A 12,146-nucleotide genomic window follows, 5' to 3' on the forward strand; every position below is an offset into this window, starting at 1 on the left:
GCCGACTCAGAACAGCTGGCGCCAATTCGCCTTCGCGAGGTCGAGGAGCTCGTCGCCGCGCCCGGACATGACCGTGCGGATCGCGTAGAGCGCGAAGCCCTTGACCTGGGCGGCCTCGATCGCGGGCGGCATGGAGAGCTCCTGGCGCTCGGTCACCACATCCAGCAGCGCGGGGCCGTCGTGGGCGAGCACCTCGCGCACGGCGTCGGGGAGGTCCTCGCTGCGCTCCACGCGGCGCGCGAAGATCCCCATCGCCTCGGCGATCGCGGCGAAGCTGGGGTTCTCCAGCCCCGTCCCGTAGGTGACGAATCCGGCCGCCTTCATCTCGAGTTCGACGAAGTTCAGCGACGAGTTGTTGACCACGATCGTCTTCACGGGCAGCCGGTTCTGCGTCAGGGTGAGCAGTTCACCGAGCATCATCGAGAGACCTCCGTCTCCGGCCAGTGCGACCACCTGACGGTCGGGATGCGCGGCCTGCGCCCCGATGCCGTGCATGAGCGCGTTGGCCATGGAGCCGTGGGTGAAGGAGCCGATCAGGCGACGGTTCTCGGTCATCGACAGGTAGCGGGCGGCCCACACGGTGGGCGAACCCACGTCGGCGGTGAAGATCGCGTCATCGGCCGCGTGCTCGTCCAGCAGACGCGCGAGGTACTGCGGGTGGATGGGGCGATCGCCCTTGGTCGGCACCGCCAGCTCGTCGAGCTTCTTGCGGGTCTTGCGGTAGTGGGCCGTGGCGTCGTCGAGGTGCGTGCGGTCTTCCTTCCGCGCCACCCGCGGCAGCAGCGCCTCGGAGGTGGCGCGCACGTCACCGACCAGCCCCAGATCGAGCGGATGCCGCTTGCCGAGCTGGGCGCCGCGGATGTCGACCTGGATGGTCGTGGCGTTGTCCGGGTAGAACTGCTCGTACGGGAAGTCGCTGCCCAGCACCAGGAGCGCATCGGCTGCTTCCATCGCCCGGAAGCCCGAGGCGAAACCGAGGAGCCCCGTCATCCCGACGTCGAAGGGGTTGTCGTACTCGATGAACTCCTTGCCGCGCAGAGCGTGCACGATCGGCGCGCCCAGCTTGTCGGCGAGCGCGATCACCTCGTCATGCGCGCCTTCGACGCCCGCTCCGGCGAGGATCGTGACGTTCTTCGCCGCGTTCAGCAGCGTCGCCGCCTTCTCGAGCTCGGGCGCGCTCGGCACGACCACCGGGCGAGCGCGCTCGATCACGACGGCCCGGTCGTCGGCGATGTCGGCGAGGGCGACATCACCGGGGATCACCAGCACGGCGACGCCGCGCTCCTCGATCGCGGCGCGCATCGCGATCTCCATCAGTCGCGGCATCTGCTTCGGGTCGGCGACGTACTCGACGTAGACACTGCACTCGCGGAAGAGCTCCTGCGGATGCGTCTCCTGGAAGTACCCGGTGCCGATCTCGGTGGTGGGGATGTGCGCGGCGATCGCGAGCACGGGAACGCGCGAGCGGTTGGCGTCGTACAGGCCGTTGATCAGGTGCAGGTTGCCGGGTCCGCAGGATCCGGCAACGACGGCGAGCTCCCCGGTCGTGGCCGCATCGGCTGCGGCGGCGAAGGCCGCGGACTCCTCATGCCGCACATGCACCCATCGGATCGTGCCGTCCTTGCGCAGCGCGTCCGTGAAGCCGTTCAGCGAGTCGCCCGGGATGCCGTAGACCCGGTCGATCCCGTTGGCGTGCAGAGTCTTGACGATGTTCTCAGCGACGTTTGCCATGCTTCGACCCTACGCCCGGGTCCGGGGGCGAGGCTCGTCCGGACCCGCCGCGGAGGGTCGGTCAGTACTCCTGGGGACCGTCGAGCTCCGGCTCGGCACTGCGACGGAACGCCCGTCCCGAGACCGACGTCGGGGCGATGCGCACGTACACCCGCTTGACGGTGGGGATCCACGGACGAAGCCCCGCGGTCTCCGCCCGCTGCACGTCGGCATCCGACTCCAGCGCCGTGGCATACCCGCGGATGATCACGCTCCAGGCATCGGTGTCGGTGTGGTCGTCGACCTCGAACAGCACATCGGTGTTGACGGTCAGCTCGAACAGCTTGCTGCCGGGCGCTGTGCGGAACAGGATGCCTTCGCCGTCGACCACGTAGTTCACCGGGAAGATGTCGATCGTCTCGCCCACATGGGTGACGAGTCTTCCCAGTTCCTGCGTGCCGAGCAGCTCCCAGCTCCGGTCGGAGGTCAGCATCTCGATGGGGTCGGTGTGCGCGCTCATGTCGCCATTGTCTCCCACTCGGTGTCCTCACCGACAGGGCATCCGTCACGCGATACGAGGCGGGCACGCGAACGGCCCCTCGCGCTGTGCGAGGGGCCTTTCGTCGTACGCTCAGCCGATGCGGATGAGCTTCTTGTTCACGAACTCGTCGGCGGCCAGGTGACCCAGCTCACGGGCGGTTCCACTGCGCTTCACACCACCGAACGGCAGCTCCGGGCTGTCGGCCAGCACGAGGTTGACGTAGACCATGCCCGCCTCGATCTTGTCGGCGACGCGCGCGGCCTGCTCGGCATCCGTGGTGAAGACGTAGGAGCCGAGACCGAAGGTGGTGTCGTTCGCGAGTTCGACCGCCGCATCCTCATCCGCCACGCGGTAGACGACAGCCGCGGGACCGAAGAGCTCCTCGCTGTACACGTTCATCTCGGGCGTCACATCGGCCAGCACGGTCGGAGCGAAGAACGCGCCGTCGCGGGTGCCACCGGTGAGCAGCGTGGCGCCCTGCTCGACAGCCTGATCGATCTGCTTCTGCAGGTTGACCGCGGCCGTCTCGGACGCGACCGGGCCGAGGACCGTGTCATCGAGCATGGGGTCGGTCGCCGTGACCGCCGCCATCGCGGCCGTGAACTTCTCGACGAAGGCGTCGTAGAGCTCGTCGACGATGATGAAGCGCTTGGCCCCGTTGCACGCCTGCCCGTTGTTGTCGAGACGGGCGTCGACGCCGGCCTGCACGGTCGCGTCGAGGTCGTCGGTGGAGAGCACGATGAACGGGTCGGAGCCGCCCAGCTCCAGCGCGACCTTCTTGAGGTTGCGGCCGGCGATCTCGGCGACCGCCGCGCCGGCGCGCTCCGAACCGGTCAGCGAGACGCCCTGCACGCGCGGGTCGGCGATCATCGTCGCGATCTGCTCGTTCGTGGCGAGCACGTTCTGATACGCGCCCTTCGGGAAGCCGGCGTCCTGATAGATCTTCTCGATCGCGCTCGACGACTCCGGGCACTGCGGTGCGGGCTTGAGCAGGATCGTGTTGCCCACGATCAGGTTGGGAGCCGCGAAGCGCACGATCTGATACGCGGGGAAGTTCCAGGGCATGATGCCCACGAGCGGGCCGAGCGAGGAACGGCGGATGATGGCCGAGCCCTCCCCCAGGATCGCGATCGGCTGGTCGGCCATGATCGACTCCGCCTGGTCGGCGTAGTACTCGGCGATGTCGGCCGCGAAGTCGACCTCGCCGAGGGCGGCCTCGCGGGGCTTGCCCATCTCGCGCACGAAGATGTCGGCGAGCTCTTCACGGCGCTCGCGGTGCAGTTCTGCGGCACGACGGACGAGAGCCGCGCGTTCGGCGACCGTCGACGAGCGCGACCACTCGCGGTGGGCCTCGTCGGCCGCGGCGAGCGCCTCGTCGATCTGGGCGTCCGTGAAGGTGTCGAAGGACGCCAGCGTCTCTCCGGTGGCGGGGTTGATGACGGAGTAGTCGGTCATGACTTGTCCTCTCTTTGGTGGTGCGGGGCCCGACGACGCGGGCCCCGCATCGGAATTCAGGAGACCGGGATCAGCGTGTACTTGGTGGACAGGTACTCGTGGATGCCCTCGAAGCCGCCCTCGCGGCCGACGCCGGACTGCTTGACGCCACCGAAGGGTGCGGCCGCATTGGAGACCACGCCCACGTTCAGACCCATCATGCCCGTCTCGAGCCCGTCGATCATCCGCTGACCGCGCTGCAGGTTCTCGGTGAAGACGTAGGACACCAGTCCGTACTCGGTGTCGTTCGCGAGACGCACGGCTTCTTCCTCGGTCTCGAAGGTCGCGATCGCGAGCACCGGTCCGAAGATCTCCTCGCGGAGGATCGCGCTTCCGGCGACGACGTCGGTGAGCACGGTGGGCTCGTAGAACGTGCCCGTGCCCTCGAGGGCCTTGCCACCGGCGAGCAGCGTCGCACCGCGACCGACCGCATCGTCGACCAGCTCGCCGGCCTTGGCGACGGCGTCCGCATCGATGAGCGGTCCGATCGCCACGCCGTCCTCGGTGCCACGGCCGATCTTCATGCCGTTGACGCGCTCGGTCACGCGCTTGGCGAACTCGCCCGCGACGTCCTTGTGCACGATGAAGCGGTTGGCCGCCGTGCAGGCCTGGCCGATGTTGCGGAACTTCGCGGCGAGCGCGCCCTCCACGGCCTTGTCGAGGTCGGCGTCGTCGAACACCACGAACGGCGCGTTGCCGCCGAGCTCCATCGACACGCGCAGCACGCCCTGCGCCGCCTGGGCGATGAGCTTGCGGCCGACCTCGGTCGAGCCCGTGAAGGAGAGCTTGCGCAGACGCGGGTCGGCGATGATCGGCGCCGACAGCGCGCTCGACTTCGAGGTCTGCACGACGTTGACGACGCCGGCGGGGAGGCCGGCCTCTTCGAGCAGCTTCGTGAAGTACATCGTGGTCAACGGCGTGAGTGCCGGGGGCTTGATCACGACGGTGCATCCTGCCGCGAGCGCGGGGGCGATCTTGCGCGTCGCCATCGCGAACGGGAAGTTCCACGGCGTCACGAAGAACGACGGTCCCACCGGGCGCTGCGAGACGACCATGTGGCCGGTGCCTTCCGGGTTGATCCCGTAGCGACCGCTGATGCGCACGGCCTCCTCGCTGAACCAGCGCAGGAACTCACCGCCGTAGCCGACCTCGCCACGCGCCTCGGCGAGCGGCTTGCCCATCTCGAGCGTCATGAGCAGTGCCAGGTCTTCCTTGTGCTCCTGCACGAGGTCGAACGCACGACGGAGGATCTCGCTGCGCACGCGCGGAGCTGTGGCCGCCCAGCCGTCCTGAGCGGCGACCGCGGCGTCGAGCGCACGGATGCCGTCGGCGGGCGTCGCATCGGCGATGGTGCGGATGACGGCACCGGTCGCGGGATCCTGGACGTCGAAGGTGCCGCCGGTCTCGCCGTCGATCCACTGACCGCCGATGAAGAGGCCGGTGGGGATGCTGTCCAGGAGCGCCTGTTCGGTCTGAGTGCTCATGATTCTCTTTCTGTGGGGAGGGCTAGGAGCGCTTGCGTCGGCTGGGCGGTGCGTCGATGCCCAGTGTCTGTCCGCGGAAGAATGCGGGCCGTCGGACCGCGTTCCAGATCATGACGACGAGGCCGACGACGATGATCAGCATGCCGAGGATGAAGACGATGCCGACCCCGCCGATCTGCGAGCCCGAGCCGTAGGCCGGGTCCATCGAGTCGATCAGCGTGGTGAAGAACAGCACCGCGAGGATCGAGCCGCCGATGAGCGGGAACAGGAACGTGAAGAAGACGTTCCGCGCCGAGTCGAACCACTGCTTGCGGAAGTACCAGACGCACGCGAAGGCGGTGATCCCGTAGTAGAAGCAGATCATCATGCCGAGCGTGAGGATGGTGTCCCACAGCGTGTCCTCGCTCACGATGCGCATCACGGCGTAGAACGCCGAGGCCACCACGGCCGAGACGATGGTCGCGTACCCCGGGGTGAAGAAGCGGGGGCTGACCTTCGCGAACGACTTGGGCAGTGCACCGTAGTGCCCCATCGCCAGCAGGGTGCGCGCCGGTCCCACGAAGGTGGACTGCAGCGACGATGCCGAGCTGGTGAGCACCGCGAGCGACACGAGGAACGCGAGCGGGCCGAGGATCGGGCCGGAGAGGTGGAAGAACACGTTCTCCTGGATGTCCTCGTTGCCGAGTCCCAGCGCGCCGGTGCCGACACCGGCGAACATGATCATGGCGACGGCGAGCAGCAGGTAGAGCGAGACGATCATCAGCACCGTGACGGTGGCCGCGCGACCCGGGGTCTTCTCCGGATCCTTGGTCTCCTCGTTCATGGTGAGAGTGACATCCCAGCCCCAGAAGATGAAGATCGACAGCGACAGACCCGCAGCGACCGCGCTGAAGGACGAGATCGCGAACGGGTTGAACCAGTTCAGATCGAACGGCTGGTAGTCGAAGCCGTTGCCGCTCACGGCCTGCACGATCGCCGCGCCTGCGAAGAAGAGCAGCACGAGGATCTGGAAGCTGACGAGCCAGTACTGCAGCTTCTGGGTCGTCTGCATGTCGCGATAGGAGATCCACGTCGCGCCGAGCATGAACAGCAGGCACACCCCGATGTTGATCCAGGTGACGCTCGCGAGGCCGGCGATGTCCGGGTTGCCGGTGATCTGGGAGATCAGCAGGAACAGGAAGTCGACCGCGATGCCGGCGAGGTTGGACAGGACCAGGATCGTTGCGACCACCAGGCCCCAGCCGGCCATCCAGCCGACCCACGGACCGAAGGCGCGTGCGGCCCAGGTGAACGAGGTGCCGGAGTCGGGCATCCGGTTGTTGAGCTCTCGGTACCCGAAGGCGACCAGGAGCATGGGGATGAAGCCCACCAGGATGATCGCGGGAATCTGCGACCCGACCGTGGAGGCCACAGGCCCCACAGCGGCGGTGAACGTGTAGGCGGGCGCGATGCACGAGATGCCGATCACGACCGCGCCGATGAGGCCGACCGTTCCGGCGCTCAGGCCCTTGGTGGAGATCCCGGTCGTGACACCGGATTCGGGCTCCGTCGCCCGGTTGGTGCTGCTCATCAGCGTTCTCCTGCTTCGTTGCGGGTGCGCGGGACGACGATCATGGGGACGGGCAGCTCGTGCAGCATCTTCGCCGCCGTGGAGCCCAGGAACAGACGACGAGGCTGTGCCAGCCGGCTGGAGCCGACCAGGACGACCTCACCGGGAAGCCACGAGAGGTTCGCGACCGCGTCTTCGACGCTGTCTCCCGGAGCCTTCTCGACGGCGGCGGTGCGTCCGTCCGGAAGCTTCTCGGTCGCCATCGCGAGGACTTCCTGCCCGTGGGTGTCACCGACCGTGCGGATCGCGCCGGTGTCGAGCCCGGGCGGCACATCGAACGGCACGAGCGAGACGAGTCGGAGATCGACTCCGCTGTCACCGGCGAGGGCGACCGCCTCGTCGAGCAGCGCGTCGGCTCCCGGCCGGGAGCCGACGGCGACCGTGACGCGCGGGAGGACGTGATCGTCCTGCAGAGCGGTGCCGGCGGGAGCCAGCGCCACCGGGATGGTGGACGAGTGCAGCAGCTCCGACGCGACGCTTCCGAGTCGGTGCCGCCCGAAGATGCCGCCGCCCGCGGCGCCGATCACGATCACGCGGGCTCCGAACTCCTCACCGGCGGCGATGAGCCCCTCGGCGAACGATTCGGAGAAGCGGACGTGACCGCTGCGGGTCAGCTCCTGCGGCAGCCGGACGACGGCGTCGGCGAGCCACTTCTTCGCCTGCGACCTGATGTGCTCCTCGTAGGCGCGCTCCGGCGGGACCGCGGCGTTGCGCGTGCCCTCGTTCGGCAGCACGATCACCAGGTGCACGGTGGCCCCGAGGCTTCGGGCGATACGCGCGCCCAGCGCTGCGGCATCCGCTCCCGCATCCGTCGCCGTGTAGCCCACGACGACCGAGCCGGTCATCAGCTGCCGCTCTCGACAGCGCCGGCGTCGCGACTGGCGTCGACGATATTGGAGGCGACGAGGTGTCCCATGCGGATCGCGCCGTCGACGTGCTGGTATCCGGCACCGGCCATGTCGCTGCAGGCGAAGTGGATCGGACCGACGGCCGTGCGAAGGTCGGCGCCGTAGCGGTGCAGGCCCCCCATGTCGAAGCTCGCGGCGTAGGCGCCGCGCGTCCACTCCTCGCTGCCCCAGTCGCTCTCGTAGTAGACGACGGGGTTCTTGGCCTCGGGGCCGTAGTAGTGCGACAGCGACTCGAGGATCCGCTCCTTGCGCTCCTCGGCCGACAGCTCGAACACGCCGTCGGCGTTGGCGTCGGACACGAAGCCCACCAGGGTGCCGCGCTCGTCGCCGTGGTTGGTGTTGTCGTAGGCCTCGTGCGAGAGCTCGTACGGGCTGAACGCCGTGCCGCTGAGGCCCTGCTCGCGCCAGAACGGACGGTCGTAGACCGCGTGCACCTTGATGACGAAGCCCATCGAGAGGTGCTGGTGCAGCTGATGCTGGCGACGCGGCAGCGGCGGGTCGAACGAGATACGGCTGTACAGCACGGGAGCGTGCGCGAGGATCGCGTGGCGAGCGCGCACGGTGAGCTCATCGGTGGTGGCCACGACGCCGGCGTCCGACCACTCGAGGCTGCGCACGGGCTGGTTCAGCAGCACGTCCTGGCCCAGGCGCTCGGCCAGGCGCAGCGGAACCTGCTGCAGACCCCCGACCACGCGCTTGTCGAGGATGAAGTCGGCGTCGACGAGGTTCGAGTAGGAGCCGGCGGATGCGGCCATCAGCAGCGACTGCAGCAGCGAGAACGAGTGCGTGGGCTTGGTGAGCATCGCGGAGCCCGTGGCGAAGGCCAGGTTCCGCACGGCCTCGTCGTCGTCGGTCTGCGAGCGCAGCCAGGCGTCCCAGGTGATGGAGTCCCACTCCGCGGCGTTCGGGTGCTCCCACGGCCGGTCGGGGTCGATCTCGGCCACCAGCGCGTCGAGGATCCCGGTGATCCGTGCGATCACGGCCTCTGTCTCGGCGGAGACGGGGAACATCTCGCCGGTGAAGCGGTGCGTCTTCCCGTCGGGGCCGACGTAGACGCTGTCGCCCTCGCGGTAGCGGCTGTAGGTCTCGAGCCCGAGCTCTTCGATCGTCTCCTTGAGAGCATCCTGATCGGGCGAGACCCACTGGCCGCCGATCTCGAGCATGGCGCCGTCGATGACGTCGGTCCACAGGCGCCCGCCGACGCGGTCGCGGGCCTCCAGCACGGCGACCGACAGGCCGGCCTTGCGCAGGTCGTTCGCCGCCGTGAGCCCTGCGGCTCCGGCACCGATGATGAGTACGTCGCGGGTGATCTCAGACATCTGCAACTCCTTCGTTGGGTGAAGTAGTGCCGGTCGCGACCCGAAATCCCCCGATTGGGGTCGCGACCGGACAGGGGGTCAGGCCGCGCGGGAGCGCGGCCTGCATGCTATTCGGCGGCGGCCAGGGCGGCGGCCACGATGTCGAGTCCCTCGTTCAGCAGGTCGTCGCCGATCGAGAGCGGAGGAAGGAAGCGGATGACGTTGCCGTACGTTCCGCAGGTGAGGACGATGACGCCCTGTGCGATGCACGCCTTCGCGACGGCAGCGGTGAGAGCGGCATTCGGCGCCTTGGTCTCGGGGTCGACGAACTCGGCCGCGATCATCGCACCGTGCCCGCGGACATCCCCGACGCGGGGGTCGTTCTTCTGCATCGCGGTGAGACGGTCGGTGAGGATCGTACCGATCTCGCGTGCCCGCTCGATCACACCGTCGTTCTCGAACACGTCGATCGCGGCGAGAGCTGCCGCGCAGGCGATCGGGTTGCCGCCGTACGTGCCGCCGAGGCCGCCGGAGTGCGAGGCGTCCATGATCTCGGCGCGGCCGGTCACCGCGGCCAATGGAAGACCGCCGGCGATGCCCTTGGCGGTGGTGATCAGGTCGGGCTCGATGCCGAAGATCTCGCTCGCGAACATGTGTCCGGTGCGGGCGAAGCCGGTCTGCACCTCGTCGGCGATGAAGACGACGCCGTTCGCGCGGCACCAGTCGACGATCGCGGGCAGGAAGCCATCGGCCGGGACGATGAAGCCGCCCTCGCCCTGGATGGGCTCGATGATGACCGCGGCCAGGTTCTCGGCGCCGATCTGCTTCTCGAGCTGCAGGATGACACGGGCGGCTGCCTCGCGTCCGTCGAGGCCGTCGCGGAACGGGTACGACATCGGGGCGCGGTACACCTCGGGAGCGAACGGACCGAAGCCGCTCTTGTAGGGCATCGACTTGGCGGTCAGCGCCATGGTCAGGTTCGTGCGGCCGTGGTAGCCGTGGTCGAAGGCGACGACCGCCTGGCGACCGGTGTGCTTGCGCGCGATCTTGATCGCGTTCTCGACCGCTTCGGCGCCCGAGTTGAACAGTGCGCTCTTCTTGGCGAAGTCACCGGGGGTGACGCGGTTGAGCGCCTCGGCCACCTCGATGTACGACTCGTACGGCGAGATCATGAAGCAGGTGTGCGTGAACTGCGCGGCCTGTGCGGCGACGGCGGCGGCGACCTTCGGGTGCGCGTTGCCCACCGTGGTCACGGCGATGCCCGATCCAAGGTCGATGAGCGAGTTCCCGTCCGCGTCGACGACGACTCCGCCACCGGCGGCGACGGTCGCGACGGGCACGGTGTGGCCGACACCGGCGGCGACGGCATCCGCCTTGCGTGCCAGGATCTCGGCCGAGCGGGGCCCGGGGAGTTCGGTGACCAGACGACGCTCCTGAGGGAGCTCGGGTCCGCCGAGGGGAACTGCAACAGCTGCGGTGTCGAGGAGTGCCATGCTCGCGAGCGTACGGCTGCGAGAGAGGCGGCTGCACTCACCGCTCTGTATAATCTGGAATAGGTATTCGCCGAGGTGTACAAGAGACGAGGGTGCCGTGCCCGTCATCGCCCAACCGACGCTGCGCGCGCTGCTGCAGCGCCGCGATCTCGGCCTCTCCCTGATCCCCCGTGAAGCCGACGTCCCCGAAGGCGCGCTCGACCGCCCCCTGCGCTGGGTGCACAGCTCGGACCTCGCCGATCCGACCCCGTTCCTCTCCGAGGATCTGGCGCTGCTGACCACCGGAACCCAGTTCGACGACGCCGTGAGCATCGACACCTATGTCGGACGGCTCGCCGACCGCGGGGTGATCGGCCTCGGATTCGGCACCGAGGTGCATCGCTCCGGCATCCCCGAAGAGCTGGTCGACGCGTGCGCCACCCACGGCATGCCGCTGTTCGCGGTCCCGTACCGCACGCCATTCATCGCCGTCGCCCGCGCGCACTCCGAAGCCATCGCGGCCCAGGCCTACGCCCGACGATCCTGGGCTCTGGACACCCAGCGCGCCCTCGCCCTCGCGGCCCTTCGTCCGCACGGCCTCGATGCGACCATCGCCGAGCTCGGACGCCGGCTGGGCGTGTGGGCCGGGATGTTCGACGCCGCAGGCGCCCCGACCTTCTCGCACCCACGCGAGGGCATGGATGCCCGTGTGCTCGACGAGGTCGGAGACCGCGTGGTGGAGATCCTGACCCGCGGACTGGAGGCGGGACAGTCGCTCAGCATCGAGGAGCACTCGTTCATGCTGTTCACGGTCGGTCGCGGCGGGCACCTGCGCGGCGTGATCGCCCTGGCCACCGACAGCCTCGACTCCGAAGCACGGTCGGTCGTGACCTCGGTGATCGCCATGGCAGGGCTCGCGCTGGAGCAGAGCGAGCAGCTCGCCCGCAGCCGCCGACGCCTGCACGCCCAGCTGCTCGGATCGCTCCTCACCGACGATCCCGCCCTCGCCAGGAGAGTTCTGGGCAGTCTCCCTCCGGCTCCCGTGCTGGTGGCCGTCGCCGCCGACGCACCGGCGGGCCCGCTCGCGGACTGGTGGGAGCGCCACCGCGCCGAGCACGGCACCTCGATCTTCCTCGCCGAGTCCGAAGACGGCGTCACGATGTGCGTGTCGGCCGGCGATGAAGGCCTGCTCGACGAGGTCGCCGCACGCTTCGGCATCCGCATCGGCGTCTCCGATTCCGAGGCCTACGATTCCTTCGCCCGCGCCCACGCGCAGGCGCTCACGGCGCTTCGTCAGCAGGGCACGCACGGGGTCGCCCGCTACGCCGACACCGTAGGCTCGAGCATCCTCACCGCACTCGCGACCGACGAGGCCCGGCTGGTCGCCGAGTCCCGCCTCGCTCCGGTGCGCGAGCACGATGCCCGCACGGGAGCCGATCTCGAGCGGTCATTGCGCACCTGGCTGGAGCACGATGCGAAGGCGGAGTCCGCCGCGGTCGCGCTCGGGGTGCACCGGCACACGCTGCGCTCGCGCATCGCCCACGCCGGCGCGCTGCTCGACATCGACCTGTCGACCTTCCCCGCCCGCGCCGAGCTCTGGACGATCCTGCAGACGGCCCGCGACTGAGGC

9 protein-coding genes are annotated in these 12,146 nt (G+C 69.0%); 1 reads left to right on the plus strand and 8 read right to left on the minus strand.

Annotated elements, in window-relative coordinates; genetic code table 11:
* Positions 1 to 6 precede the first annotated feature (6 nt).
* The 8 genes from poxB to gabT form a co-directional block, all read right to left on the minus strand.
* Positions 7 to 1,731, minus strand: a complete 1,725-nt coding sequence (poxB, locus tag ASD13_RS02560; protein ID WP_017829150.1) for a ubiquinone-dependent pyruvate dehydrogenase — start codon at positions 1,729 to 1,731, stop codon at positions 7 to 9.
* A gap of 61 nt (positions 1,732 to 1,792) precedes the next feature.
* On the minus strand, positions 1,793 to 2,230 hold the full coding sequence (locus ASD13_RS02565) for a pyridoxamine 5'-phosphate oxidase family protein (protein ID WP_055866816.1): 438 nt from the start codon (positions 2,228 to 2,230) through the stop codon (positions 1,793 to 1,795).
* Between the two features lie 111 nt (positions 2,231 to 2,341).
* Positions 2,342 to 3,706, minus strand: a complete 1,365-nt coding sequence (locus tag ASD13_RS02570) for an NAD-dependent succinate-semialdehyde dehydrogenase (protein ID WP_055865492.1) — start codon at positions 3,704 to 3,706, stop codon at positions 2,342 to 2,344.
* Between the two features lie 56 nt (positions 3,707 to 3,762).
* Positions 3,763 to 5,229, minus strand: coding sequence for an NAD-dependent succinate-semialdehyde dehydrogenase (locus tag ASD13_RS02575; RefSeq protein WP_017829153.1), 1,467 nt, complete (start codon positions 5,227 to 5,229; stop codon positions 3,763 to 3,765).
* A gap of 22 nt (positions 5,230 to 5,251) precedes the next feature.
* Entirely contained in the window at positions 5,252 to 6,799 is a 1,548-nt protein-coding gene (locus ASD13_RS02580) for an APC family permease (RefSeq protein ID WP_055865495.1), read from the minus strand.
* Positions 6,799 to 7,683, minus strand: a complete 885-nt coding sequence (locus ASD13_RS02585) for a universal stress protein (protein ID WP_017829155.1) — start codon at positions 7,681 to 7,683, stop codon at positions 6,799 to 6,801. Before ASD13_RS02585 ends, ASD13_RS02580 begins: the two co-directional genes overlap by 1 nt.
* Complete coding sequence (locus ASD13_RS02590; RefSeq protein WP_017829156.1) at positions 7,683 to 9,065, minus strand: flavin monoamine oxidase family protein; 1,383 nt, start codon at positions 9,063 to 9,065, stop codon at positions 7,683 to 7,685. The genes ASD13_RS02585 and ASD13_RS02590 overlap by 1 nt, the downstream gene beginning before the upstream one ends.
* 107 nt (positions 9,066 to 9,172) lie before the next feature.
* Positions 9,173 to 10,537 (minus strand): 4-aminobutyrate--2-oxoglutarate transaminase, encoded by a 1,365-nt coding sequence (gabT, locus tag ASD13_RS02595; RefSeq protein WP_055865498.1) that lies wholly within the window; start codon positions 10,535 to 10,537, stop codon positions 9,173 to 9,175.
* Between the two features lie 97 nt (positions 10,538 to 10,634).
* Here gabT and ASD13_RS02600 point away from each other — a divergent pair, with 97 nt between their 5' ends.
* Positions 10,635 to 12,143, plus strand: coding sequence for a PucR family transcriptional regulator (locus tag ASD13_RS02600; RefSeq protein WP_055865500.1), 1,509 nt, complete (start codon positions 10,635 to 10,637; stop codon positions 12,141 to 12,143).
* Positions 12,144 to 12,146 lie beyond the last annotated feature (3 nt).

Source organism: Microbacterium sp. Root1433D1, from assembly GCF_001426835.1.
GTDB classification, from domain to species: domain Bacteria; phylum Actinomycetota; class Actinomycetes; order Actinomycetales; family Microbacteriaceae; genus Microbacterium; species Microbacterium maritypicum.

Coding starts and splice junctions, on each gene's coding strand:
- poxB (WP_017829150.1), bottom strand. CDS start 1,731: ATGGCAAACGTCGCTGAGAACATCGTCAAGACTCTGCACGCCAACGGG.
- ASD13_RS02565 (WP_055866816.1), bottom strand. CDS start 2,230: ATGAGCGCGCACACCGACCCCATCGAGATGCTGACCTCCGACCGGAGC.
- ASD13_RS02570 (WP_055865492.1), bottom strand. CDS start 3,706: ATGACCGACTACTCCGTCATCAACCCCGCCACCGGAGAGACGCTGGCG.
- ASD13_RS02575 (WP_017829153.1), bottom strand. CDS start 5,229: ATGAGCACTCAGACCGAACAGGCGCTCCTGGACAGCATCCCCACCGGC.
- ASD13_RS02580 (WP_055865495.1), bottom strand. CDS start 6,799: ATGAGCAGCACCAACCGGGCGACGGAGCCCGAATCCGGTGTCACGACC.
- ASD13_RS02585 (WP_017829155.1), bottom strand. CDS start 7,683: ATGACCGGCTCGGTCGTCGTGGGCTACACGGCGACGGATGCGGGAGCG.
- ASD13_RS02590 (WP_017829156.1), bottom strand. CDS start 9,065: ATGTCTGAGATCACCCGCGACGTACTCATCATCGGTGCCGGAGCCGCA.
- gabT (WP_055865498.1), bottom strand. CDS start 10,537: ATGGCACTCCTCGACACCGCAGCTGTTGCAGTTCCCCTCGGCGGACCC.